This is a genomic window from Streptomyces sp. NPDC008150 (genome assembly GCF_042956945.1).
Taxonomy (GTDB): Bacteria; Actinomycetota; Actinomycetes; order Streptomycetales; family Streptomycetaceae; genus Streptomyces.
The window spans coordinates 187,618-212,955 of the sequence record NZ_JBIBHJ010000006.1; the positions used below are offsets into that span (position 1 = coordinate 187,618).

The 25,338-nt window shown below is 71.7% G+C and carries 17 protein-coding genes; 7 read left to right on the forward strand and 10 right to left on the reverse strand.

Going from position 1 to position 25,338, the window contains the following annotated elements:
* Nucleotides 1–135: 135 nt before the first annotated feature.
* The 3 genes from ACFZA0_RS17290 to ACFZA0_RS17300 form a co-directional block, all read right to left on the reverse strand.
* Nucleotides 136–2,352: a hypothetical protein gene (locus ACFZA0_RS17290; RefSeq protein WP_391017007.1), complete on the reverse strand. Its 2,217-nt coding sequence runs from the start codon at nt 2,350–2,352 to the stop codon at nt 136–138.
* A 117-nt stretch (nt 2,353–2,469) separates the two neighbouring features.
* Complete coding sequence (locus ACFZA0_RS17295) at nt 2,470–4,038, reverse strand: alpha/beta hydrolase-fold protein (RefSeq protein ID WP_391017009.1); 1,569 nt, start codon at nt 4,036–4,038, stop codon at nt 2,470–2,472.
* A 248-nt stretch (nt 4,039–4,286) separates the two neighbouring features.
* The gene (locus ACFZA0_RS17300) at nt 4,287–5,699 is read right to left on the reverse strand and encodes an alpha/beta hydrolase-fold protein (protein ID WP_391017012.1); all 1,413 of its coding nucleotides are present in this window, start codon (nt 5,697–5,699) and stop codon (nt 4,287–4,289) included.
* A gap of 621 nt (nt 5,700–6,320) precedes the next feature.
* Between ACFZA0_RS17300 and ACFZA0_RS17305 the strand changes: the two genes are divergently transcribed.
* On the forward strand, nt 6,321–8,045 hold the full coding sequence (locus tag ACFZA0_RS17305) for a carboxylesterase family protein (protein ID WP_391017014.1): 1,725 nt from the start codon (nt 6,321–6,323) through the stop codon (nt 8,043–8,045).
* 406 nt (nt 8,046–8,451) lie between these two features.
* On the forward strand, nt 8,452–9,336 hold the full coding sequence (locus ACFZA0_RS17310) for an IclR family transcriptional regulator C-terminal domain-containing protein (protein ID WP_391017016.1): 885 nt from the start codon (nt 8,452–8,454) through the stop codon (nt 9,334–9,336).
* 43 nt (nt 9,337–9,379) lie between these two features.
* Here the strand turns inward: ACFZA0_RS17310 and ACFZA0_RS17315 are convergent, their stop codons facing one another.
* Both ACFZA0_RS17315 and ACFZA0_RS17320 read right to left on the reverse strand, forming a co-directional pair.
* Nucleotides 9,380–10,219 (reverse strand): IclR family transcriptional regulator C-terminal domain-containing protein, encoded by an 840-nt coding sequence (locus tag ACFZA0_RS17315; RefSeq protein ID WP_391017018.1) that lies wholly within the window; start codon nt 10,217–10,219, stop codon nt 9,380–9,382.
* A gap of 149 nt (nt 10,220–10,368) precedes the next feature.
* Nucleotides 10,369–11,832, reverse strand: coding sequence for an MFS transporter (locus tag ACFZA0_RS17320; RefSeq protein WP_391017021.1), 1,464 nt, complete (start codon nt 11,830–11,832; stop codon nt 10,369–10,371).
* Nucleotides 11,833–12,101: 269 nt separating this feature from the next.
* On the opposite strand from ACFZA0_RS17320, the gene ACFZA0_RS17325 reads away from it, so the two are divergent.
* Nucleotides 12,102–12,971: a hypothetical protein gene (locus ACFZA0_RS17325; protein ID WP_391017024.1), complete on the forward strand. Its 870-nt coding sequence runs from the start codon at nt 12,102–12,104 to the stop codon at nt 12,969–12,971.
* Between the two features lie 96 nt (nt 12,972–13,067).
* Here ACFZA0_RS17325 and ACFZA0_RS17330 read toward each other — a convergent pair whose 3' ends face one another.
* The 3 genes from ACFZA0_RS17330 to ACFZA0_RS17340 form a co-directional block, all read right to left on the reverse strand.
* Nucleotides 13,068–14,270 (reverse strand): DUF3500 domain-containing protein, encoded by a 1,203-nt coding sequence (locus tag ACFZA0_RS17330; protein ID WP_391017027.1) that lies wholly within the window; start codon nt 14,268–14,270, stop codon nt 13,068–13,070.
* A gap of 182 nt (nt 14,271–14,452) precedes the next feature.
* Nucleotides 14,453–15,817: a CapA family protein gene (locus ACFZA0_RS17335; protein ID WP_391017030.1), complete on the reverse strand. Its 1,365-nt coding sequence runs from the start codon at nt 15,815–15,817 to the stop codon at nt 14,453–14,455.
* Nucleotides 15,818–15,904: 87 nt separating this feature from the next.
* Nucleotides 15,905–17,641, reverse strand: coding sequence for a thiamine pyrophosphate-binding protein (locus tag ACFZA0_RS17340; protein WP_391017033.1), 1,737 nt, complete (start codon nt 17,639–17,641; stop codon nt 15,905–15,907).
* Between the two features lie 641 nt (nt 17,642–18,282).
* On the opposite strand from ACFZA0_RS17340, the gene ACFZA0_RS17345 reads away from it, so the two are divergent.
* Nucleotides 18,283–19,914, forward strand: coding sequence for a subtype B tannase (locus ACFZA0_RS17345; protein WP_391017036.1), 1,632 nt, complete (start codon nt 18,283–18,285; stop codon nt 19,912–19,914).
* A 184-nt stretch (nt 19,915–20,098) separates the two neighbouring features.
* Complete coding sequence (locus ACFZA0_RS17350) at nt 20,099–21,772, forward strand: carboxylesterase family protein (RefSeq protein ID WP_391017038.1); 1,674 nt, start codon at nt 20,099–20,101, stop codon at nt 21,770–21,772.
* A 133-nt stretch (nt 21,773–21,905) separates the two neighbouring features.
* On the opposite strand, the gene ACFZA0_RS17355 is transcribed toward ACFZA0_RS17350, so the two are convergent.
* Nucleotides 21,906–22,835, reverse strand: a complete 930-nt coding sequence (locus ACFZA0_RS17355; RefSeq protein ID WP_391017604.1) for an NAD-dependent protein deacetylase of SIR2 family — start codon at nt 22,833–22,835, stop codon at nt 21,906–21,908.
* Between the two features lie 5 nt (nt 22,836–22,840).
* On the reverse strand, nt 22,841–23,761 hold the full coding sequence (locus ACFZA0_RS17360) for a protein-ADP-ribose hydrolase (RefSeq protein ID WP_391017041.1): 921 nt from the start codon (nt 23,759–23,761) through the stop codon (nt 22,841–22,843).
* A 131-nt stretch (nt 23,762–23,892) separates the two neighbouring features.
* Between ACFZA0_RS17360 and ACFZA0_RS17365 the strand changes: the two genes are divergently transcribed.
* Nucleotides 23,893–24,327, forward strand: coding sequence for a winged helix-turn-helix transcriptional regulator (locus ACFZA0_RS17365; RefSeq protein WP_391017044.1), 435 nt, complete (start codon nt 23,893–23,895; stop codon nt 24,325–24,327).
* 48 nt (nt 24,328–24,375) lie between these two features.
* Nucleotides 24,376–25,320, forward strand: coding sequence for an NAD(P)-dependent oxidoreductase (locus ACFZA0_RS17370; RefSeq protein WP_391017047.1), 945 nt, complete (start codon nt 24,376–24,378; stop codon nt 25,318–25,320).
* Nucleotides 25,321–25,338: the final 18 nt, after the last annotated feature.

Below are 25,338 nucleotides of genomic sequence, written 5' to 3' on the forward strand. Positions count from 1 at the left end.
AACGCCCACCGCCCCGGCCGGGCCCCGGTGCGCGGGGCCCCCCCGGGGGGGCGCGGGCGTGCCCCCGAGCCGGGGGCACGCCCGCTCCGCACGGGGAGGCTCAACCGTTCCACCGGTGTCGTCCGGTGGGACGGCTCACGCTCCTGGTGCCGCGGTGAAGGTCACGTTGACGGTTCCTCTGCCCGCGGCCGACGTGTCCTTGGTGGAGGTCGCGACGACCGCGACCGTGGTGGAGGTCTCGTCGGCCGCCACCGTCAGCAGGCCGTCGGCGGAGATGGCCGTGCCCGACGCGTGGGCGCCGACGAGACTCCACGTGACGGACGGGTCGTCCGCGACGAACCGCTGCCTGGCGCCCTTGGCGACCGTCCACTCGAACTTGCCGGTGTAGGGCTGGATGTCGACACCCGTCCAGCCGACCGAGACGCTGCTCTGCCAGGCCCACTTCTCGTGGCTGACCCAGTTCGCGGCACCCCGGTCGATCGCGTAACCGGCGGTGGCGGTCAGGCCCTGGTCGGAAGCGGCGGGACCGAGGAGTTTGCCGCCGGAGTAGGTCTTGCCGAAGGTGACGGCCGTGCCGCCGACGGTCAGGGTGCTCGTGCGGTTCAGGCGGGTGGTGATGTAGACGGTGTTGCCGATGAGGCGCAGGTCGCGGTCGCTCGCGCCGGAGCCGTCGAAGACCTTGGCGTCGGCGACGCTCGTCACCAGCCGTGCGGCCCCGGAGGCGTCCTGGGCGTAGTACTCGGTGGTGCCGCCGACGCCGGTGCTCAGCGTGTAGGTGACCGGGGAGAAGACCTGGGCCGGGGAGGTGAGGTTGCCGAGCCCGTAGAAGCTGTACGCGGTGACCGTGCCGTCGACGGTGGTCCCGCCCCCGCCCTGCTGCGCCTCGTACGCGTAGACGCTCGCCACCTTGTACGACGTGGTCAGGGCGCTCCTGTCGTCGGTGGTGAGGCCCTTGACGTGCTTGCCGTCGACGGTGAGCGACAGTGACGAGTAGACGGGCTCGAACCCCCAGTTCTGCAGGGTCACCGCGACCTGGGACTCACCGGCACCGGTGTGCAGGGTGAAGTCCCGGCCCGGCTTCAGGGCGAGGGTGTCACCGTGCGCGCTGTGCAGGGTGAGGTGCACGTCGGACGGCTTGAGGGCGGACGCGTCGGCGCCGCGGGGCCAGGTGACGTAGAAGTCGTCGGCCGCGGTGTCCGCGAGGTTGGGCTCGCCGCCCGCGCCGACCCACGTCCACCGCGGCCGTGCCGAGCGGGACGGCGGGTCGGAGACCTTGTCGGCGAGCGGCGCGATGACGGCCTGGACGGGCGTACCGTCGCCGTAGAGGGCGTCCGCGTCGCTGGTGTAGTTGTAGCCGTAGATGGAGACGTGGACGCGGAAGGTCTGCGCGGCGACGGGCAGCCCGTTGTAAGTGAGGCCGCCTACCCGGAGGTTGAAGGTGTAGTTGCCCTGTCCGTCACCGCCGAGGCAGCTCCACTCACGGCCGCTGTTGGTGTCCGCCAGGGGATAGCCGTGCATGTCGAGGGCGAGGTCGCCCTGTTGGAGCGCGTAGCTGGTGCGGCCCTGCTTGAACGAGTGGGTGAGGCTGTCCGCGCCGAGGGTGTATTCGTCGGGGAAGTAGCCGTCGCCGGAAGCGAGTTGGACGGTGCTGTGGCTGTCGTCGATCTTGCCGTTGTCCAGGCCGGGCAGTTTCAGGGCAAGTTCGGCCTTGGTGTTCTTGTCGAAGGACACCACCCCGCCGAAGTGCTCCTTGAGCGTGCTCTTGCCGTACGTGTACGCGCTGCCGGTGATGTCGCTCGTGACGGCGAGTTCCGGCACGACGTAGGACCCGGCGCGGGTGGCCGCCGGTGTGTAGGCGCGGTGCCCGTTCCCGGCGTGCAGGGCGACGGCCGGCGGCCGAACGTAGAGAGCGGTCGGGCCGTTGCCGCTGAAGCCGGTGATGGCGGAGGCGTCCACACGGACGGTCAGACCGGAGCCGTCGCGGCTGCGCGTGGCGTGCGCCACGGCCGCGTCGCCCGTGAAGGCGGGATCACCGGAGGCGTTGACGAACCAGTCGGTGACGTCGCTGCCGCTCGTGGTGCGCCACTGGGCGGACGCGGCGGCCCGCAACGTGAGGGTGTAGGCGCGGGCCTCGGTGATCTTGATGGTGGAGCCGGTGAGCCGGTAGTAGTCGGCGGCGCGGACCGTGACGGAGCCTGATGCCGCGGTGTCGTTCGTGTGCTCGGCCGTGACCCTGGTCGTGACGGACGGGGGTGCGGCCTGGGCCGGCACGCTCATGGCCGTGGCGGCTGCCAGGGCCGCGGCGGTGACGAGGACGCAGGCGGCCCCGCGCCTTCTGGGCTGGAAGGGCATGGTGGGGCCCTTTCTCTCGTCGGAGGTGAGGGGAACAGGGGGGCGGGGGAACTGCGGGCGGGCGGGAGGGCCGCTCGGCCGGTCCGTGCCGGGAGCCGGCCCTCCGCGCGCGCCGGGTCAGCCGGTGCTGGTGTTGTACAGCGCGTCGCCGCTGTAGACGGCGGTGACGGTCTTCCCGGACCAGGCCGAGGCGTTGCCGGTCAGGACGGCCTTTCCGCCGCTGAGCCGGACGGGCTTGCCGAGGCTGACGCCGTCGGCCTCGAACTGGACGGTGCCGGTCGCGGCGGCGGGCTCACTGGTCGCGGCCACGACGGTCGCGGTGAGCCGCCCGGAGCCCTGGGCCACGGTCGTGGTGGTGGCGCGGAAGCCGACGCGGGTGAGGAAGTCGTACAGGGTCTGCTGCCAGAAGGCCCAGGTGTGGCCACCACCGGCGGTGTAGTAGGTGAAGGGGACACCGGCGTTGATGAGGCCCTCGCGCTCGGTGGTGGCCGTCATCATCGGCGCGTTGCCGCCGGTGTCCTCCTGGCCGATCGCGAGGTGGATGCCGAGGACCTTCTTCAGGGCGGCGGTCTTGTACGCGTCGTCGACGGGCGTGTTGCCGGAGCCCGTCACCGTCACGGCGGGTGCGCCGGCGGCGGGCGACCAGGCGCCGACGTAGCCGAAGGCGTCGGTGTCCTTGAACAGGAAGTTGTTCGCCTGCGTGCCGTAGGCGCTGGTACCGGCGAACGCGCGGTCGGCGGAGTCGTCGGCGACGTCGTAGTGCTGCTGGACGTAGGGCAGGACGTTGTCCGTGATCTCGGAGGTGTAGCTGCCCGCCGAGAGGCCGGAGCCGTTCGGCATGACGACGATGGCCGGCTGCATCCTGCCGGCGGCTATGAGGTTGTCGACGATCTGCTGGAGCCGTCCCCGGGTGGACCAGGCGATCTCGTTCTCACCGCCGCCGTGGCTGAGTACGAGGACGGGGTACGGGGTGGACCGCTTCGCGTTGTAGCCGGGAGGGGTGTAGACGGCCAACTGGTGGCTGCCGGTGGTGGAGTTGGCGGTGCTGTAGGTGACCTCCGCGAGCTTGCCGCGCCTGGCGGCGGGGGCGTCGGCGAGCCAGGAGGCGTCGGTGGTGCCGAACTTCTTGTCGGAGGGCACGTACACCTGGCTGAAGGCGGCGGCCGAACCGGTGCTGTTCCAGGCGGGGTTGGCGGGGTCCGTCTCGGCGGTGCAGCCGCTGAGCGTGGCCGAGGCGCAGTTCGCGTAGAACTGGTAGTCGAAGCTGCCCGAGGGCAGCGGCACGGTGTACGACCACACACCGGTCTTGGCGTCCTTGGTCAGGGACGCCACCGCCCACGCCTCGCCGGGCTGGTCGGGTGACTGGAGGGGGAAGTCGCCGGGCTGCCAGTCGGCCGCCCGGACGGGTGACGCGTTGGTCGGGTCGGTGCTCGCCGAGGTGGTCGAGGCGAAGGACCAGGTGCCCTTGATCCGCATGGAGGTCGCGGACGGGTCCTTGACGCGGAAGGTGACCTGGTAGCCCGTCGGGCCCTGGCCCGTGTGCGTCACGGTCGGCCCCAGGGCCGTCGAGGAGGCTTTGGGGGAGGGGGACTTGGCGGAGTCGGCGCTGGCCGCGGTGGTGGCCAGCAGGGTCGCGGTGGCCAGGGCGCAGGCGGCGGTGAGGGTCAGCAGTCTCTGGCGAGGCATGGCGGGCACGAGGAATCCCCTTGCTGTGCTCGGGAGTTGGGTGGAGCGCCGTCAACGGCCCTTGTTCCTCGGGGGAGTGGCCGGACGGTGTGCCGGGTCGTGGCGGGGTGGGCGGCGCCGTCGGTGGTAACGACGCTGCGGCGCGCGGTCGTTCGGCGGCGTGGGGCGTGGGCGGGCGGCCGCCGGAGCGACGCGCGGAGCGCGAGGCGGCTCGGGCGTCTTCGTCGCCCCGGCGGCCGTGTTCGGGGTCAGGCGCCCCAGGAGGTGTCGGCCGTGGTCGGTGGCAGGAACGCGCAGCGGGTCAGGAAGTCCCGCAGCAGGAGGCGCCAGACATACCACTCGTGGCCGCCGTCGACGAACGCGGTCTGCACGTGGATGCCGGCCGCCGTGAGGTCGCGGACCTCGCGCAGGGGCCCTCGGTGCAGCGTGAGGTAGCCCTGGTTGATCGGGTCCTGGCGGCCCGCGCCGACGTACACGGAGACCTTCTTGATGGCGGCCTTCTGGGGCTCGGTGAGGGTCGTGCCGCTGGGCAGGCCGGCGCTCATCATGCCGTAGTAGCCGAACTGCTCGGTGTTGTTGAGGAGCAGGTAGTTGGTCCGCATACCGCCCGCGGACAGGCCCGAGTAGGCGCGGTCGGCGGCCGAGGCAGAGACGTTGTAGTTCTTCTCGACCCAGGGGAAGACGCGCTCGATCAGGTCGGTGCGGTGCAACTGCTCGGCGGTGGACGAGGCGTAGCCGGTGGCGTTCGGCATGACGACGACCATGGGCGTCACCGCGCCGGCGTTGACGAGGTTGTCCAGGATGTTGGCGAGGTCGCCCTGGGTGCTCCAGCCCATTTCGTTCTCGCCGCCGCCGTGGCTGAGGTAGAGCGTGGGGTAGGGCGCCTTGCGCTTCGCGTCGTAGCCCGGCGGTGTGTAGACGACGAGGTAGTTCTCGTCGGGCGGGGTCAGGTGGCCGGGGGAGCTGTAGGTGACGTGCCTCAGCTTGCCGCGGGCGCCCTTGGCGGGACCGAGCCAGGACGCCGCCGACGGGTCGAGGTCCGGGTCGGAGGGCACGTAGACCTGGCTGCGGTCGACGGCGGTGCCGTGGACGACACCGTTCACCACGTTCCAGGCGGGGTTGGCGGGGTCGGCGAGCTGTCCGGTCTGGGTGGTGTCGTCGGCGTCCGCGTCGACGAAGAAGCCGTAGGTGTAGAAGCCGCCGGGCAGCGGGGTGGTGTACGTCCAGATCCCGTCGCGGCCCTTGACCATGTCGGCGGTGTGCCAGTTGGGGTTGGTGGAGTTGGGGTGCGATATCGGCACGTCGCCGGGCCGCCACTGGGTGGGCAGCAGGCCGGGGCTCTCCACCAGGTGGTCGGGGTCGGTGAGCCGCCGGGTGAGGGCGAGCGGGCGTTCGAAGTACCACTCGCCCTTGATCTGGACCCGCTTGGCCTTCGGGGCGCGGTACCGGAAGGTCACCTCGAACCCGGTGGGCGCCCTGCCGGTGTGGCGCACGACGGGACCGGTGCCGTCGGTCTGCCGAGCGGTGTCCGCACGCCTCGCGGTCGCGCCGCCGCCGGCGGCCGGTGCCGCCGAGGCCAGGCCGGCCGAGGTGCCGAGGAGGGAGGCGCCGCCCACGGTGGCGGCGAGGGCTCGGGTGACACTTCTTCGGGTCACGGACATGGGATGAACTCCTCTGCTGAGGGATGCGCGGTTCCTGTACGCCCCCGCTGACGGCCTGGCGGTCCCCGTGTCCGTCCGGTGGCCGCGGACCCCGGTCCTCGGTGTCGTCGGCCTGACTTCGCGGGCGGCGGCCCGGGGCCCGGCCGCTGCCCTTTCCGGCCTTCCGCGGGGCGCCTGATGGTGGACGGGTGACTTGGAGAGGTGTCGGCAGGTGGGTGGCAACGTCCCAGTGCCGCTTCGGGTGTTGAACGAACGGGGGGCGGGTGTCGCCTTTGTAACCCTCGCGTAATCAACGTGTCAACGGTCTGGCGAAATCGAGTTACGCCCCTCGCAACCGAAGGCTGTGGCCTTGTGCCTTTATGAGGTGTTTGCCTTCGTGCGACCTGGGCCGTGCCCAGCCGTACCAGCTCGTACGTGCCGCCCGTGCGTAGCGCCTCGTGCGAGGAAGTCCAGTGTGTGCCGCGCAAGTTAAGCGTGCGGCGGCACGCCTGTGAGCTTGGGTCAGGTTCTTGAAGTCATGAAGGCGGGCTTCCAGCATGGGCCGCCGGACCCGACGGCGGGTCGGACTCGTCCGCGCCGCCGTCGCGTCGCCACCCGCCGTTCGTCCCCAGGAGACAGATCGTGAACTCAGAGGAGCAGGACCCTCGTAACGGAACACCCTTCGCCGGGCCGGGCATTGGCCGCCGACGGCTGGTCGCGGGCACGGCCGGTGTCGTCGCCGCGGGCGCCGTCCTCGCGGAACTCGGTACCGTTCCGGCCGCCGCCGCGTCGCGCGGCGCGAGCCGTCGCGGCAGGGGCCGCGACCCGAGGACGCCCGTGCGCACGACGTCCGGGCTCGTGACCGGGGCCGACGCCGCGCTGCCCGGTGTCAGCGTCTACAAGGGGATTCCCTACGCCGCCTCGACCGCCGGCCGCAATCGCTGGCGCGCTCCGCAGCCGGCGCCGTCCTGGAAGGGCGTCCGGGCCGCCGACTCGTGGGGGCCGGCGTGTCCGCAGCCGGTGACGGGCATCCCCGCCGACCAGGTGCCCGAGCTGAGCGAGGACTGCCTCAACCTCAACATCTGGACCGGCGCGACCTCCTCGAAGGAGCGCCGCCCCGTGATCGTGTGGATCTACGGCGGCCGCGACTCCGCGATGTGGGCGTCGCAGCCGATCTACGACGGCTCGGGCCTCGCCGACAAGGGTGCCGTGGTGGTCACGTTCAACCACCGGGTCGGCCCCTTCGGCGGCCTGGCACTGCCCGAACTCAGCGCCGAGACCGGCCACGGCTCCGGCAACTGGGGCACCCAGGACACCGTCGCGTGCCTGAAGTGGATACGGAACAACATCGCCGCGTTCGGCGGCGATCCCGGGCGGGTGACACTCGCCGGGTGGTCGCACGGCTCGTCGTTCGTCAACATCCTGATGATCTCGAAGCTGGCCCGGGGGCTGTTCCACCGCGGCGCCCTGTGGGCCGGCGTGCAGTACACCAAGGACCCCTCGCTCGGCCACGTCGCGGGCGGCTACAGCCCGCTCGCCGACTGCGAGGCCGTGGGCACCGCCTACGAAAAGTACCTCGGTGTCTCGTCCCTGGCCGGTCTGCGCGCCATCAGCGCTGCCGAACTGGTGGAGAAGACGTTCGCCGCGGACGCCCCGGCGGAGGCGACGGACTTCGGCAACGTCCTCGACGGTTACGTGCTGCCCACCACCTACACGGGCGCCATGACCTCCCGGACCGAGACCGACATCCCGGTGTTCACCGGCAACAACAAGGACGAGAACGGCGCCTCGCCTACCCTCACCATGACCGTCGCCGCGTACCGGGAGTTCGCCGCCGAGACCTTCGGCGACAAGGCGCCGGCCTTCCTGGGGCTGTACCCCGCGTCGACCGACACCGAGGCCGCCGCGCAGTACAACGCCTACTGCCGCGACGAGGAGCGGGTCTCCACGTTCCTGTGGGGCACCCAGTTCAAGTCCGTTGCCCGCAACCGCAGTTCGGTCTTCACCTACTGGTTCACCCAGGCGCCGCCCGGGACCGACACCACCAGCCCGATCGTGGGCACCGGCACGGTGGGCGCCTACCACGGAGCCGAGATCAACTACATGTTCGGCAACCTCTACGGCACCGACCGTCCCTGGACCTCGTCGGACCACAAGGTCGCCGACAAGGCCTCCTCCTACCTGGTCAATTTCGCGGCGCACGGCGACCCCAACGGACGGGGACTGCCCGCCTGGCCCGCCCTGCGCACGAGCAGGGCGGTCACCCTGGAGCTGGGCGCGCCGACGAAGACCATCGACTCGGCCGACTCCCCGGCGAAGTTCGCTTTCCTGAAGGCCTACTTGGAGTCGCAGACGACGGCCTTCTGAGGCATCGGTGCCCCGCCGGCGGACCGGCCACCGGCGGGGCGGGGCGCCCGCACCGGGCTTCCCGCGCCCGGAGTGCGGGAAGCCCGCGAGCCCTGGTCAACTCCGCTGATCGGAAGGGGGGTTGGGTCCAGGGGACCGGCGAACGGGTCCGGGGCGGCCGGGGCCGCGGCACGCGAGCGGGCTCGTCCGGGAAATCCCGGTGCGGCGTGCCGCCGATGCGGCCGCCCCGCCGGTCTCGGTTCCCTCCAGTAGAAAAACATAGCCTTTCGCTGGACGAAATATGAGAGGCTTCCTTCAGCGCGTCCCCGGCCGTCGGCCCGGTACGCGGCTCTTGTGGTCGGGCCGGGCCGGGCCGGCACGGCAGCCGGTGGACCCGAGGAGCGGCCTGTCGGCCGGAAGGAGACCCGTGGTCCGTCGCGCAGCGGAGAGCGTGCCCGAACCGGACGCCGCCGAAGAGGAGGCGACCGGAGCCGTCGACGATTCCCCCGGCGCGTCCGCGGAGGGGGGCAGGCCCGGGTACTACATCGCGGCGATCGGCCGCGCGCTGGCCGTTCTGGACGCCTTCTCCCCGGAGCGTCCCGAACTGGCCCTGCGGGACGTGGCCGCCGCGGCCGACGTGACCCAGCCGAGCGCGCTGCGCATCGGCTACACCCTCGTGCGAGAGGGCTTCCTGGTCCGCAACCCCCTGACCAAGGGGTACCGCCTCGGGCCGAAGGCCATCTCGGTGGGCATGGCGACACTGGGGTCGATGACCCTGCCCGAGATCGCCGAGCCGTACCTCGTCGACCTGCGCGACCGGACCGGGGAAACGGTCAAGCTCGCCATCCACCACGGCGCCACCGTCGTCTTCGTCTCCCGCGTCCCCTCGTTGCAGCACCCCTCCTCGGCGCATCACATCGGTACCCGACTGCCCATCCACGCAACGTCGTTGGGGCGGGCCATCCTGGCGCGGCTCCCCGAGGACGATGCCGAGCGCCTGGTCGCGGAGTCCGCCGAGGCGCAACTCACCGCACGGGCCCCCAGCAGGGAAGCGGTGCTGGCGGAGCTGCCCCGGATCAGGGAGCGCGGCTACGCCGTGAACGATCAGGGCACCTCGCTGGAGCACCGCTCCGTGGCCGCTCCGCTCGTCGGTCCGGACGGGGCGGTGGTGGGCGCGGTCAACCTGTCGGTCTCCGCCCACCGGATGTCCGCGAAGGAGATGGAGGCGACGCTGGCCCCCGAGGTGGTCGCGGACGCGGAGGCGATCAGCGCGGTGCTGCCGCCGGACGTCCAGGGCAGGGGCTGGTCCTGACCCGGCGCGCGAGGACCGGCGGGACCGGCCTGCGCCCGCACGGTCACGACCAGCCGGCACCCTGGACGTTGGGCGGCAGGACGGCGCTGATGGCGCGGGCGGTCTCCACGACCAGGGGAGCCATGGTCCGCTCCATCTCGGCCATGGTGATCCGCTGCACGGACATGGAGAGGTTCACGGCGCCCGCGGGGCGGCCGTTCGCGTCGAGCAGCGGAGCGGCGACGGCCCGGTTCTCCAGGCTGGTCGCCTGGTCGTTGACGGCGTAACCGCGCTCGCGGACGAGGGCGAGATCCTTGCGGGCCTGCGCCTTGGTCAGGGTCCGGGAGGTGATGCGGGCCTCGGCGGACTCCTCGATCAGCCGCAGCGCCGTCTCCTCGGGGAGGTGGGCGAGGATGGCCCGGCCCAGACCGGAGGCGTGCACGGGCAGCGAGGAGCCGATGTAGTGGGTGCCCGCCGGGTGCGTCAGGGAAGGGACGCGGGAGACGAAGACCACGGTGGTGCCGTGGTGGATGGCGAGCTTGACCGTTTCCCCGGTCCGGTCGCGCAGATCGACGAGGTACGGCTCGGCGATCTCGGGCAGGGCCAGGGAGTTGAGGGTGGCCATGCCCACCGAGATGGCCTTCGGCCCGAGGCGGTACCCCTTGGTCAGCGGGTTGCGGACCAGGAAGCCGTCCTGCACGAGGGTGTAGCCGATGCGCAGCGCGCTGGGCTGGCTGACGTCGGCCGCGGCGGCCATGTCCCGCAGGGCCAGTTCGGGACGCTGCGGGGAGAAGGCGTCCAGGATCGCCAGCGCTCGGCCGACCGCGGCGATGTAGTAGTCGGGCCGGTCGCCCTCGCCGGTGGTCGACTGCTGCGGTGGGTCTGCCTTCGCCCTGGCGGTCATGTGTCCTCCTGCTTCCGCGCGTGCGCCGCCTCGTTTCGCTCCGCGAAAGAACGGCCGCGCCAGCTTAACGAGTCGCCGAGTCCCGGCGAGCGCCCGTGGCCGAAACCGGGGTCGCGCGGGAACTCGGCTCCAGGGGCTACGGCGGCCGGTCAGGCCGCGCCGTCGCCCGCGACCTCCTGGGGGACGGGAGGCAGCACCTGGTTCTCCGCGTGCCGGCGCTCGCGGGCGGTGGCCACGATCAGGCCGGTGACGACCGCCCCCAGCCCGCAGACCAGCCAGACGACGACGAAGGCGGACTCGCGCGGGACGTCGGTGTGGGCCACGGTGATGGCGGACAGCACGGCGGAGAAGCCCGCGCCCGAGGCGCTGCCGCCGATGTTGCGCATGGTGCTGACCAGTCCGGTGGCGATCCCGGTGTGCGAGCGGGCGGAGCGCTCCGCCAGGACCAGCGTCAGCGACCCGAAGGTGAGGCCCAGCCCGTACTGGCAGACGCATCCGCCGACGAGGAACTCGGTGAGGTTCGCGTGGAGGGTCGCCATCAGGACGTAGCCGACGGTGATGGCCGCGGTGCCGGTGTAGAGCATGCGTTTGTGGCCGACGCGGGCGGCCAGCGGTGCCACGCACATGGCGCCGGCCATCCCGACCACCGACGTGGGCAGCAGGGCGAGCGCGAGGTGGGTGGAGTCGAGTTGGAATCCGTAGCCGACCGAGTCGGCGGAGGCGGCCATGAAGAGACTGGTCGCGGTCTGGGCCCCGAAGTAGGCGCAGCCGAAGGTGGCAGCGGCCAGGTAGAAGGGAAGCACCTGGCGTTTCACCGCGGCCCGTACGTCCACCATCGGGTCCTGCACCGCCAGTTCGATCCGCGCCCAGACCACGAGCACCGCGCCGCCGCCGATGATGCAGCCGAGGGTGGCGGCGCTGGTCCAGCCCCAGAGAGCACCCTTCGATATACCGAGCAGCAGCGCCGCGAGGCCGACGCCGATGGTGAGGTAGCCGGCCCAGTCCGGGCGTACCCGTGCGCGGTCGACCGTCTCGGGGACGGCGGTGAACAGCAGGACCAGGGCGAGCGCGAAGCCGATGGCCGGCATCCACAGGGCGACCCGCGGGTTGCTGGTGGCGTCGAAGATCTCCGCCGCCGCGAGCAGGCCGACCGCGCTGCCCGCCGTCAGTCCGACGAAGAGGGAGGACAGGGCCCGGCGCATCCGCTGCCCCTCCAGCCGGTCGCGGGCGATCCCCGCGGCGAGCGGAGTGATCGCGGCGACCGCGCCCTCCAGCATGCGGCCGACGAGGAAGACGCCGAAGCCGGGTGCCAGGGCGCACAGCGCGGCTCCGGTCAGGGACGACAGCAGGGCGATGCGCAGCAGCAGCCGGTGGCCGTACATGTCTCCCAGCCGGGCCATGATCGGCACGCCCACGCCGGCGGCCAACAGGTGTGCCGCGCTGGACCAGTTGAGGTCCGCTGCCGAGACGTCGAGCATCCGGCCCACGGCCGGGGTCGCGGAGGGGACGACCCCGAGCAGGAAGCCGCCGGTGAAGTCGGAGAAGGCAAGGATCGTTATGAACAGGGCGATGCGGGACTCGCCCGACGGCAAGCGCTGGGAATCGGCTCTCACGTCCGCTCCTCGGATCGTCGGAAGATGCTGGCCGGACCGGCGCCGGGTCCCGGTGACGTCGGTCACGGACGCGACGATTGAAGAACTCATTTCTGCCAGTGTCAATGGCTTACGCAAGACGAAAGAAGCAGTCCCGTGCCGTGCGGAATGCGCATGGGGACGGCCAAAATTTCCCCCTGCGCAACATGTTGACGGTGTGTGAAATGCTTCTTACTGTCGCCGCACGGAGCACGATGCCTGTCGTCCACGTCGCAGAGGTGATCGCTGTCATGGCCGCACATCCCGTCAGCATCGTGGTCAGCGACCGCCCGCACACGGCCGTGCTCCGCTCGGTGCGCAGCCTGGACGGCACGCTCACCGTCTTTCCGTCGGTCAGCCCCCTCCACCGGGCGTTCGCACAGATGATCGCGGACGCCCGGTACGACATCTGCGAGATGGCGGTGGGCGCCTTTCTCCAGGCCCGAGCGGCAGGGCGTCAACTCCTGCTGCTTCCCGTGGTGATCGGAGGCGGGTTCCACCACGGCAGCGTCGTCGTCTCGCCGGCGGCCCCGCCCGGCGGCCCGGCCGGACTGAGAGGGCGACGCGTAGGGGTGCGCTCCTACAGCCAGACCACCGGACTGTGGGTGCGCGCCTTCCTGGAGGAGGAGCACGGCATCCGCCCCGAGGACGTCACCTGGGTGACCACCGAGGGTTCGCACGTCCCCGAGTACCAGGACCCGCCCTTCACCCGGCGCACCTCCCGCACCCTGCGGGAGGAACTCCTCGACGGCGGAGTCGTCGCCGCCGTGCCCGGCCGTGGAGACGGCGCCGGCCTGTCCACCCTTGTCGAGGACCCCGCTGGCGCCGCGCGTGCCTGGCACGCACGGCACGGTGTCGTTCCCGTCAACCACCTGCTGGTCACCACCGAGACGTTCGCGGCGGAGCGCCCGGCCCTGATCGCGGAGGTCGTGGCCCTGGTGGGCGAGGGCATCGACGCCACCCGGTCGCCGGGCACGGGCGGGCCGGCCCTGCCCTCGGGCCTCGTCCACGGCCGCGCCGCCGTCCTTCCCACCGTCGCCCTGGCCGCCCGGTACGCGGTGCGCCAGGGCCTTGTCCCGGAACTCCCGGACGTCGAGGCGCTGTTCGTGCCACAGCTCTGAACGGGTGCACTGAACGGGTGTCCTGCCCGTACCGACCGCCGGGCGGCACGGGCGGCACGGGCGGCACTGCTCCCGGCACACCCGCCGGGCGGCACATCAGCCGGCCGCGCCCGGCGGGCCGCCCCGAGTCCCGGGGCCGCTGCCGTCGTGGTGCGACGCGTGGTGACGCCGCAACAGGTCGACGCCGTAGTCCCCGCCGTTCGGGGTGCGGACCACCGTGTGGACGTGGTTGCGCCAGGGCTCGTCGACCTCGAACATCACGCTCGCCATGTGCTCGAACTCGATGAGCACCACGGGACTGTGCACGCGGTAGTAGAAGGCGCCGCCGGGCCCGCCGTCGCCGACGAACGCGAACGAGGTCAGTGCCCCGTGCGCGCGTACGTCCGCCCGGCGCACGGCGGCCTGGTCCCGCGGCGCCCGGTCGACGTAGAGGTCGATCAGGTCGTACGCGGACTCCCGTTGCGCGCGGGACATGTCCGCCAGGCACAACCCCGCCCGCTCCAGGTGGAGGTTGTCCCGGTAGGCGCCGGTGAACAGGTCGGGCGGCATGACCTCGGCGATCCGGGCCCGCGCGCGCTGTTCCTCGCTCAGGGCGGAGAAGAGCGCGGCGCCGGCCGCCTCCTCGGGCCCGAAAACCCTGGTTCCCGCGTAGCGACCGCCCTCCGCGACCACCGGCTCCGCGCCCAGGAACGACGGGGTGAGCGTCATCCGGCCGTCGACCACGACGCAGTTGACGGCGAGGTGGTGGCCGTCGAGCTGCCAGCCCCACGGTGCACCGGGCCGGTCCGGCGAGCCGTAGACGCTGAACCAGTAGAGCCACTCGTTGAGTACGTCGAGTTCGTCCCGCAGCTCCCCGATGGTGCGGTTGAGCCGCATCACGTCCACGAGCTGCCGGTACCCCTCCGTGCCGAGCGACGCCGCCACCACGCTCAGCGCCAGCGCCCGGCGGGAGTGGTCGAGGTCCTCCAGGCACTGGCCGTGGCGCCCGTAGAAACGGCTGCCGTTCATCCAGTGCCGGCGGCTCTCGTGCTCCATCGGGAAGCGGACGGTGGCCGCCTGTCGTACGGGGAGGCTGTCCAGGAACGCGAGGAGCGCGTGGCGGGCCGGTTCCGACCCGTCGGCCGGAAGCGCCGGGGGAGGGGCCGGGCTGTCCGGGGCGGGGGCCCCGGACAGGCCGCGAAAGCCCTCGTCGGTGACCCGCCGGTGCATGCGGTCGACCTTCTCCGCACGTTCGAGGGACCACACGGTCCACATCGGCGGACGGCTTCCGCCCCCGTCCCTGGGACGCAGTTCTGCCACGGGGCCTCCATGTCGTCGGTGACCGGTCGGTGACCTGTCGCGGTCGGCGGGGTCCGGTTCGGCCCTGGTCCCGTCGGCGCGCGTTTCAGGTGGGGGTGCTCAAGTCTCTTTGGAATGTGTGCAGTTCGTGGCTCGGCGCCACCCGCGTGCACGGTGGCCGGACAACTGCGAGGACGGAACCCTCACTTGAGGACGGCGGTGTCGCCGTCGATCCGGATGTCCGTGCCGAAGAGCGAGGACAGTTCGCGGTAGCGCTCAAGGACGCGTTCGGCGTCGGTGCCGGTGGCGGCGAAGGGGCGGCCGTCCGTGAGCGGGCGGGCGCCGGAGCCGACACCGCGGCGCAGGGTGGCGTCACCGCCGACCTCGCGGCCGAGTTCGACCGGCTGGAACCTGATCTCCCGCAGCTCCCCGCCCTCCATCCGCACGTCGAGTACGGCCGAGCTCCACCAGGTCGCGCTGTGTGCGCTGTAGCCCGGGTGCAGGGGGTGGCTGGCGGGGGTGAGCGCGGGGAGGTTCTCGACGTCGTGGCCCCAGCTCTCGTAGCCGTCGAAGGGTACGCGGCGGGCGAACTCGGACTGGGCGAAGAAGTTGCCGATGCCGTAGACGATCGGCCGGCCCTTGTAGATCTCGATGCCGAGCGTCTTGTGCCAGCCGTGCCCGACGTAGATGTCGGCGCCCTCGTCGATGCAGGCATGCGCGAACTCCCGCACGAAGCCGGGCGGAACGTCGCCCCGGGTGCCCTCGGAGTTGCTGAAGTGGTGGGCGACCAGGACCAGATCGGCCATGGTGGCCGCCTCGCCCACCGAGCGCAGGTTGCCGGCGAGGTCGAAGCGGTGGAGGGCGGACCGGATCTCGTGGTGGTCGCCGGTGACGAAGCGGTTGGCGCCCCAGGTGCTTCCCGGCATCGGGAGCTGGAACTCCGGTCCGGTGGGCTGGGCGACGCCTCCGCCGCGCTGGAGCGGGATGCCGAGGTTCGCCCAGATCTCCTTGAGCCGGCGGGCGTCCGCCTCCGGGACCACGTAACTCATCGTGGTTCGCAGCGGGTTGACGCCCGTGCGGCCGGGCAGCGTGGCCTTGGGCGGAGTGGCCCATTCGTGCGCGCTGTTGCCGGAGCTGACGGAGACCAGAGCGACGCGCCCCTTGCGGGTTTCCAGGTAGGCGGGTTCCCTCGCCTCTTCCAGGTCGCGACCGGTACCGGCGTGGGCGATGCCGGCCGCGTCGCAGTGACGCATCGTCGACAGGATGCCGGGTGCGCCGAAGTCGAAGCTGTGGTTGTTGGCGAGGGAGGCGAGGTCGACGCCCGCCCGGCGCAGGTCGTGGGCGGCGCGCGGGTCGGTGAGGAAGTAACTGCCCAGGGAGTCGCTGCGGGCCGGCGCGCCGACCTCGGCGTACTCGCCGAAGTTGGTCTCCACGTGCGCGTACGTCACGTCGGACGACCGCAGCCCTTCGAGGACCTGTGTGAACTCCGGCTCGTCACCGGAGGAGAAGGGCCGGGTGACCATGCACTCCCCGGCCAACTTGACGGACATGGACTTCGGACCGGACACGGTGCGGCTCCTTCGGGAGTACCTGGCGAACAGGGGCAGACGGCTGCGGTACCGGCCGGGCAGGCCGGCAGCCGGAAACGCGGGCGGTCAGTCCATGACCGTGCCGGGCCGGGCACGCCGGATCCAGCGCATGTGGCGGCTGAGCACGCCGCGTTGGGTACGGACGTCGACCACCGCGAGTCCGGGCGCCAGGGCGGCCCGCGCCACGCCCGCCGCGGCGGCCGTGTCGGCGAGGAGACTGCCGCGCGCGCCGAGGGCGGTGGCCACGGCGGCCAGGTCGGGAGTGGCGACGGCAGCCAGTTCCGCCGGTCCGCCCTCCGCGTGCAGGCGCTGGTACTCGGTGCCCAGCGCCTGGTCGTTGAGGACGAACACGGTCAGGTCGGCGCCGGAGCGCGCGGCCGTCTCCACCTCCTGGAGGTGCATCATGAACGCCGCGTCGCCCTCCACCACGACGACCTTGCGTCCCCCGGCCCCCAGCGCAGCGCCGACCGCGGACGTCAGCGCCTGGCCGATCGAACCGAATCCGTGCGCGGCGAAGAACCGGCCGCCGGGCGGGAGTTCCAGCAGCGTGGCGGCGAAGCCGGAGCTGTGCCCGTTGCCGATCACCACGACCGCGCCGTCCGGCAGCAGGTCGCTGACGGTGGCAAGGACCGGCCGCGGGTCGACGGAGCCCTCGGTGACCACCGGTGCGAAGTCGGTCAGGTCCTCCGTCCAGCAGTCGGCGGGCGCGGGTACGGTGCCGCACCACGGCTCGACCGCGGCTTCGTTCCGTCCGGGGGCGAACAGGCAGTACCGCAGCGTCCGTTCCGCGTCGCCGAACACGCGGGTCACCTGGGGGTGGAGGGGACCGTCCGCCGGCTCGTGCACGAGCTGGAGCAGACGCGCGCCGCCGAACAGCCGCATGGACGAGGTGGTTCCCCGGTCCAGGGCGGCGCCCACCGCCAGCACCACGTCCGCCTGCTTGAGCAGGGTCTCGGCGCGCCGGTGGGACAGGCCTCCCGAGATGCCCAGGTTCGCGGGGTGCCCGTCGAAGAGTCCCTTGGCCGGGACCGTGGTCGCCAGCGCCGCACCGTACCGCTGCGCCAGCCGCACCATGAGCGCCCCGGTCTCGCCGCGGAGTGCGCCCCGCCCGGCGATCAGCACGGGACGTTCCGCCGCGTCGAGCGCCTTGACGACCGCGTCGGCGGCGGAACGGTCGTCCGCGTCACCGGGCCGCGCCACGGGTGCGGGACCCGGGCCACGGCTCCCGCCGGCGGGAGCCGTGAGCAGATCCGCCGCCACGGCGAGCACCACGGGACGGCGCAACTCCCGTGCCGTGTATGCCCGTTCGGCAAGGGCCGACGCGGGGTCCTCATCGGCCGCCAGCCGTCGGTAGGGCGCTTCGCAGGCGTCGACGAACCGCTTCTGGTCGAAGCGCTGCGCACCCTCGTAGTCGGCGGGCGTCTCGGCCAGCAGCATCACCAGGGGCGAGTGGCTGCGGGCGGCGACCACGAGAGAGGTGGCCGTGTGGGTGAGGCCGGGGCCGTGGGTGACCGAGCAGAACCCGACGCCGTGTGACGACGTCCAGCCGTAGCCCTCCGCCATGGCGACGGCGGCGCTCTCGTGCCGCACCTCGACGACCTCCACGCCGTGGGCGGGGAGCGCGGTGAACAGGTGCATGTTGCCGTCGCCCATCAGACCGAAGAGCCGGTCGCACCCCTGCTCGGCGAGGGCTTCCGCCAGCGCCTCCGCGACCGTTGGCCGTACGGGAACCTCGCTCGCCCGCACGGCCTGCCCCTCCTCGGACCGGTTGGCGTCCCGGCCGCTGTCCTCCGTGGTCCGCATCGCGGCTCCTCCGTATCCGGTCGACGGGGAGAACATAACGCCGCACTACGTAGTTGTAAACGGCGTTACGTGCTGCGAAATTACTTAAGGAGTGTGGCGGCCCTGCGTCGTCGCGCGCGAACACCGGAGCGGCCGGCGTCACCGAACACGGTTCACGGGCAACGGAGTTGGGGTGAAGGTGCGCGACGGTCGGCCATGGCTCGGCTCGACGCCCGGCCTCGTCCGCATGGCGGGCGGCGGGCCGAAGTGGGTTGCGCGGGTCGGCGACCGGGGGAGGTGTAGGAGCCCGCGCGGGCCCCCACCCGGTGACAGGTTCGGTGCGGGTGTGGTCGGCGCCGCCGCCCCGGGAAGGTGGAATCCGGCACCGGTGCGCCGGCGGGGCGGCCCTCAACAGCCGCCGGGCGGTGCCTGGTTCGCGGTGATTGCTCCGCTGTACGCCTGTGGCCGACCTGTGAATCCTTGTGCGCCCGGCATGAGGTCAACGAAATTGTTGACGATCTGTCGGGCGGCTCCCTACGGTCGGGAAGCGGTGGAGAGGGGCCGTGCCTTCGCGCCGGGGCGGTCTCCGCCTCCGGCGGTCGAGGACGGTTCCCCCACGGCCGACGGCGGCAGCCGCCGTTGCCTTGTTCGAAGGGGATCAGGTGAAGCACCGAGCAGTTAAGCGCAGGTCCGTCGTGATCGGGATCGGAGCGACCGCGGGAGTCGCGGCGGTCGGGGGCATCGCGCTGTCGGCGCAGGCGTCGACCGGGACGTCGGCCTCGGGACCGGGGACCTTGACGTTCGACCCGGAGGCGTACACGAAGAAGACGATCACGATCACCACGGCGGACGGCAGCGAGAAGGACGTCGTCTACCACTTCTGGGCGCCGATCACGTACGTCACCAGCCCGGTCGACACCGACCACCAGACTCTCGTCGTCAGCGTGCCCGTGGAGATCGACGGCAAGGCGGTGGACGCCTCCAACGCGCCCATCGTGTTCGCGAACGAGGTGGGCGGCTACTTCCCGGCGACGGTGAAGGACGCCACCGGTGTCGGACAGGCCACGATGGAGATGTCGGGAGGCGCGCCGCCGGCCGGAGGGGCGTCGGGCGCGCCCAGCGGCCTCCCCTCCACGGGCGCGAGCCCGGGTGACGACGGTTCGGCCAACGACATGACGGACGCCGCGGGCGGTCGCGTCAGCCTGCCCCAACTCGCCCTGGCCGCAGGCTTCGTGGTCGTGGAACCGGGCTGCCGCGGGCGTACCCTGACCGACTCCGCGGGCAACTACTACGGCACCGCGCCCGCCGCCATCGTCGACCTCAAGGCCGCCGTGCGGTACATCCGCTTCAACAAGGGCCGCATACCCGGCAACACGGAGCGCATCGTCTCCACCGGCACCAGCGCGGGCGGCGCCCTGTCCGCGCTCCTCGGCGCCTCCGGCGACAGCCGGATCTACGACAAGTACCTCAAGGCCGCCGGTGCCGCGGACGCCAGCGACGCGATCTTCGCCAGCGCCGACTGGTGCCCGATCACCGACCTCGAACACGCCGACGGGGCGTACGAGTACTGCTGGGGCACGAGCGTCACGCAGACCACCGGCAAGGGCGTCGACCAGACGGTCTCCAAGGACCTCAGGACCCTCTTCGCCGAACACCAGGCAGCGCTGAAACTGCGGGGCCTGAACGGCTTCGGGGCGCTCACCGCGCGGAACTACGACCAGTACCTGCTCACCACGTACCTCCAGCCGGCGGCCACCACCTACCTGGCCTCCCTGTCGGACTCGGCGCGCACCACCTATCTCGCGAAGAACACGTTCATCACCTGGAAGGGCGGCCGGGCCACCTTCACCTGGGACGACTACGTCACGCACGTGGGCGCCCGCAAGAAGGACGCTCCCGCGTTCGACGCGTTCGACCTCTCCGCGGGGGAGAACAACGAGTTCGGCAAGGACACCACCGAGGCGCGGCACTTCACCGCCTACGGCCTTGAGCACGACACCACGGGTCTCGGCGCCAAGCGTCTCGACAGCGACATTCCCGAGAAGTTGAACCTGATGAACCCGATGTACCACATCGGCAGGGAGAACCCCGGACGCGCCCGGCACTGGTGGCTGCGGGTCGGCACCAACGACACCGACTCCTCGCCGGTCATCGTCGCAAACCTCGCCGCCGCCCTCCACGGGCTCGGCGACGACGTCAACTCCCTCATGTACTGGGACCAGGGCCACGGATCCAACACGGACCCGGGTGACTTCATCGCGTGGATCAGCAAGGTGAGCGGCCACAGGAAGTAGCCGCGGCGTCCGCATCGCAACGGACAGGTGTGTGCGGCCCACCCCGGCAGGGGGGTGGGCCGCACACACCTGTCCGAGGGGGCCCACGACGTCGCCCTGGAAGTATGCGCGTTACGTCTGTTGTCATGGCGTTACGGCAGGCGTACTTTGCTGTCGCTCCATCTCCCGCGATCGGAGGACCTTCGTGCACGCTGAGCAGCCACCGCACCCGCAGCAGCCGAACCGCCCCGCGCACCCCTTCACCCGCCGGAACTTCGTGACCGGTTCCCTCGTCACCGCCGCGGCCCTCGCGGCCGGCCGTGCCCCCGCCTTCGCCTCCACCCCCTCCGCCAAGGGGAATGCCGTACGGAGCGCACCGGTTCGGACCGACTCCGGACTCGTCACCGGGGTGGCCGGAGCACTGCCGTCGGTCACCGTGTACAAGGGCATCCCCTTCGCCGCGTCCACCGCCGGGGACAACAGGTGGCGCAGCCCACGGGCACCCCGGCCGTGGACGGGTGTGCGCGCCGCCGACACCTTCGGCGACATCTGCCCGCAGGCAGGTCCGGCGTCCGGTCTTCCGCCGATGAGCGAGGACTGCCTGAACCTCAACGTGTGGACCACGGGCGCCGGTTCGGGCCAGCGGCGCCCCGTCCTGGTGTGGATCTACGGCGGCGGCTTCACCGGAGGTTACGGCGCCGCCCCCGGCTTCGACGGGTCGGGCCTGGCGGCCAGGGGACTTGTCGTCGTCACCTTCAACTACCGCACCGGCACGTTCGGTTTCCTCTCCACGCCCGAGCTGAGCAGGGAGTCGGGGCACGGCTCCTCCGGCAACTACGGGCTGCTCGACCAGATCGCCGCGCTGCGCTGGGTGCGGCGCAACATCGCCGCGTTCGGCGGCGACCCCGACCGGGTCACCGTCGCCGGACAGTCCGCGGGTGCCGGATCGGTCGCCTTCCTCCTGTACTCGCCCCTCGCCCGGGGGCTGTTCCACGCGGCCGTCGCCGAGAGCGGGGTACGGAACCCGCGCGACCCCGAGATCGCCTGCCTGCCCACCTCCTACCGCACACGGTCCTACGCGGAAGACTCGGGCGCCGAGTACGCGGCACGCTGGAAGGCGAGCAGCCTCGCCCAACTGCGCACCGTGAGCACCGCCGACCTCGTGGCGGCCAACAGCGCCACCGATCCCGCCGTCACCGCCCCGATGTACGACTTCTGGGGGGCGCCTCTGTGGCGTCCGGTCGTCGACGGCTGGGTCGTCCCGGCAGGCATCGACGAGACGCTGACCCGCGGCAGGATCAACGACGTGCCGGTGCTCACCGGCAACAACAAGGACGAGAACGGAGCGGCGGCGAACACCACCGAGACCCTGGACGCCTATCGGGCCTCGGCCGCACGGCAGTACGGCTCCCTGGCCGGCGAGTTCCTCTCCCGCTACCCCGCGACCACGGACGCCGAGGCAGTCGCCGCCTTCAAGGCGTCGGCCCGGGACAGCGCACGCACCTCCACCTGGCTGTGGGCCGCGCAGTGGCTCCGCCGCGCCAGGAATCCCGTCTACACCTACTACTGGACCCACGCGCTGCCGGGCCAGTCGGCCTCGCACGGCTCCGAGATCCACTACGTCTTCGACAACCTCTACACGGCCGACCTCGCGTGGACCGACGAGGACCGTTCCATCGCCGACACGCTCTCGTCGTACGTGGTCAACTTCGCCGCTCGCGGAAACCCCAACGGACACGGCCTGCCCGCCTGGGCACCCACACGCACCGACAGGGCCACCACGATGCAACTCGGCGACGGCTACGGGCCCTTCCCCGTGGCGGCACCCGGCAACGCCGGCTTCTTCCAGCGCTACTACAGGACGCAGCCGGCCTGGTAGACACTCCCGCGCTCAGCCGCACCGCCTCCTGCCCGCGCCGGGTGTGAGCGTGCCGATGTTCAGGGCCGGGCGGTGGGCGCAGGACGGTACCGGCCGCGGCCGGACGATGCGCGCTCGCGACGGTCAGCGATCGTCAGCGGGCGGAAGACCGACGGCGGTTCGTCGCCTGTCGCCCCGACGGGGCATGCGTCGCCGTACCGGACGTGCCCGGAGGAGCGAGCCGGCGGATCACGGTGTCGGCGTTGTCGGACAGGGAGACGGCCCTGTCGCCGAGCCTCTCGGGCACCTGCGCATGGTCCCGGTTGATGCGCGCCAACCGGGACGCGGGGAACGCCATGGCGATGTTCTCCATGGGCTTCCGGACGACGACCGGTGTGTTCCAGCCCGTGCCGATGTCGAGAACCACGAGGTTGGGGTCGGGGGTGTCCTTCAGCCAGGAGACGAGGCGCTCACCGGTGGGGGAGAAGTGGTCGTCGATGAAAGAGGCGTCGAGGCGGACATTGAGGAAGACGTCGGCACCGCAGCGCGGGCAGTGCGGGATCGCGGCAGGGTCGGTCACCGCGCCGGTGTCGGGGTCAACGGAGGCCAGGAGGCGTTCCATGACAGGTGTGAAGTCCCAGACCTGACGGGTGCACGGACCGGTGCACTGGTAGAGGGCGTAGTCGCCCTGCGGGGTGTAGACCCGGTCCGCGGCGAAACCGTTGCGGGTGAAGAGGCCGTCGACGTTGGAGGTCCACACGAAGTGGTCCCTCTCCCCGACGAGTTCGCGAAGCTGCTGGTAGAGAGGGTTCGGGCGGGGGTCGTAGCGCACGTAGTCGACGTGGACGGCCCAGTAGCCCCACAGCAGTTCGGGCGCCATCGGCAACCCGATCATCTGGTACTGGGCGCGCAGGCCGCGGGCCGCGAACGCGGGGAAGACACGGGCGAAGGCTTCCGTGTCGGTGTAGTCGATGCCTGCGGCGGCGGTCAGGCCTGCTCCCGCGCCGATGAGGATCCGGTCGGCGTCACGCAGCCAGCCGGCCAGGGTCTCCAGGGGCGAGGTGGGTGGTGCGGGGTGGGGCATGGCGGTCACCAGTCCTTCAGGATCCGGGTGTACGTGGCGTGGTCGGCCTCTGCGAAGACGTCGAAGACCACGAGGTCGAGGCCGTTCGGGTGGGCCTGCGACCAGGTGGCCACCGTCTCCAGCGCGATCCGCGCGGCGGCGGGACCGGGATAGCCGAAGACCCCGGTGGAGACCGAGCAGAAGGCCAGGGTGCGGGCGCCCGCCTCGGCCGCGAGGTCCAGACACGAGAGGTAGGAGCGGGCGAGCAACTGGGCCTCGGCCCGGCCCGGTTCGCCCCGGACGATGGGCCCGACGGTGTGCAGGACGTACCGGGCCGGCAGGTGGTAGCCACGGGTGATCTTGGCGGTGCCGGTGGTCTCGCTCGTGCCCAGAAGGGCCATGATCCGCGCGCAGTCCTCGCGCAGGCGGGGGCCGGCCGCGGAGTGCAGTGCGTTGTCGACGCAGTGGTGCCCGGGGACGAAGCAGCCCAGCAGGCGGTCGTTGGCGGCATTGACGACCGCGTCGACGCCGAGCTTGGTGATGTCGCCCCGCCACAGCGCGGTCCGGTCGGCCGCGGGGTACTCGCTGTGGGGATGGGCGGCCCCGATGAGCGGCAGGGCGGCCGGTTCCACGACCGGCCGGTCCGCTGCCTCCGCGGCGAGCAGCCCGTCGGTGCGGGCAAGCACTTCCGGGGACCACGCACGGGCCGGACGCACCGTCAGGAGGGACGCCAGCAGCCGCCGTGCCGTCACGGCGTCGGGGGCCCGGGAGGCGATGGCGGCCGCGGTCAGCCCGGCCGCCGCCGCGGTGCCGTCGGCCACCAGGTCCGCCAGGAGCGCGCGGACCGTGCCCGCGGGATCCTGGGCGGCCGGGGCGCCTGGACGGAAGGGCACGTCGAGTGCGACGAGGTCCCGGTAGGCGGCCAGCGGGGTGGGAGTGACGTACATGATCGACTTTCTGTCGCCTTCCCCGGCCCATGGGGCGACCGCGGGGAACGCGGTGCCGGGCTCGCCAACGTACACGGTGAAAACGAAAGCGCCAACTTTTTGAAAGTGCCCTCGTAAAGTAAGCTCCCCGCATGAGTACTCAGCGCCCACCCGCGACCACCCCGCGCGCCGAGAACCATGACGCCGCCGAGCGGACGCCTGCCTTCGACGTGTTCGACCACGGCTGTCCCTCACGTCCGGTCCTGGCCCACCTGACCGGACGGTGGGGTGCCCTGACCATGGCGGCACTGCGGGAGGGGCCGGTCCGCTTCAACACACTTCGCCGCCGCATCGGGAACATCAGCGACAAGATGCTCGCGCAGACCCTCCAGAGCCTCGAACGCGACGGCTTCGTGGACCGCCGGGTCCTCGCCGTCATGCCCCACCACGTCGAGTACCGCCTCACCGCGCTCGGCACGGAAACCGCCGCCAAGCTCTACGACCTCATCGAACACCTCGAACGGCACATGCCGGACGTCCTGGACGCCCAACGCCGGCACGCCCAGCACCAGACCACCGCCGAGTGACCCGGCCGGGGCCGCTCCGCGGAGTCCACATCACCCAGGAGGCACGGAGTGGCTGACGGCTTTCCCGCAACCGTCGCGTTGATCGAGGCGGCCGACGAGTACCGCCCGCTTTTCTCCCGGCACGACATTCCCCTGCTGTACTGCCGGAACAGGCCTGAATTCACTGCCGCCATCGAATCCCGAGGCGCGGGGATTCGGGCGATCATCACCCGCGGCACCATAAAAATAGAGGCGTCGGACATCCAGCGACTTCCGTCCCTCGAAATCATCTGCGCTCTCGGTTCCGGAGTGGAGACGATCGACCGGGACGCAGCCGCAGCCCGCTCGATTTCCGTGCTGGCGAACACGGGACTGAACGCGCCGACGGTCGCCGACCACGCGATGGGGCTGCTCCTCGCGGTGGTCCGCGAGATCCCGGCCGCGGACTCGGCCATCCGGCGCGGCGAGTGGCGACGCCTGGTGCCTCCCGGCATCGCGGGCAAGCGACTCGGGGTGATCGGCCTCGGCGCGATCGGTACCGAGGTCGCCCGGCGGGCCGCCCTCGGCTTCGGCATGGACGTGTCCTACCACAACCGGACGCCACGGACCGATTCCGATTACGCGTACGCCGACACCGTCGAGGCATTGGCCCACTGGTCGGACTTCCTCCTGGTGTCCGCCCCGTCCACCACCGCTACGCGGCACATCGTCGACCGACGCGTACTTCGGGCACTCGGACCGGGCGGATACCTCGTCAATGTCTCGCGAGGCGACCTCGTGGACACCCAGGCGCTCACGGAATGCCTGCGCACCGGAGAGACGGCGGGTGCGGCCCTCGATGTCCTGGAAGGCGAGCCGGCCGTGCCCGACGTCCTGCGAAATCTGCGCAACGTCGTGCTGACGTCCCATTACGCCGGCCGCTCCCCGGAAAGCACACAAGCGGCGGTCGACAGGTCAGTGGGAAATCTTCGGCAGCATTTCGCGATCAGCGGTCGGCGAAAGGAAGTGAAATGAAAAGGTGTCCGACGTCCC

Bases quoted from the DNA above. Each gene is read 5' to 3' on its own strand.
- ACFZA0_RS17325 (WP_391017024.1), top strand. From the start codon at position 12,102: ATGGCCGCACATCCCGTCAGCATCGTGGTCAGCGACCGCCCGCACACG.
- ACFZA0_RS17340 (WP_391017033.1), bottom strand. From the start codon at position 17,641: ATGCGGACCACGGAGGACAGCGGCCGGGACGCCAACCGGTCCGAGGAG.
- ACFZA0_RS17355 (WP_391017604.1), bottom strand. From the start codon at position 22,835: ATGCCCCACCCCGCACCACCCACCTCGCCCCTGGAGACCCTGGCCGGC.
- ACFZA0_RS17365 (WP_391017044.1), top strand. From the start codon at position 23,893: ATGAGTACTCAGCGCCCACCCGCGACCACCCCGCGCGCCGAGAACCAT.
- ACFZA0_RS17315 (WP_391017018.1), bottom strand. From the start codon at position 10,219: ATGACCGCCAGGGCGAAGGCAGACCCACCGCAGCAGTCGACCACCGGC.
- ACFZA0_RS17290 (WP_391017007.1), bottom strand. From the start codon at position 2,352: ATGCCCTTCCAGCCCAGAAGGCGCGGGGCCGCCTGCGTCCTCGTCACC.
- ACFZA0_RS17295 (WP_391017009.1), bottom strand. From the start codon at position 4,038: ATGCCTCGCCAGAGACTGCTGACCCTCACCGCCGCCTGCGCCCTGGCC.
- ACFZA0_RS17300 (WP_391017012.1), bottom strand. From the start codon at position 5,699: ATGTCCGTGACCCGAAGAAGTGTCACCCGAGCCCTCGCCGCCACCGTG.
- ACFZA0_RS17360 (WP_391017041.1), bottom strand. From the start codon at position 23,761: ATGTACGTCACTCCCACCCCGCTGGCCGCCTACCGGGACCTCGTCGCA.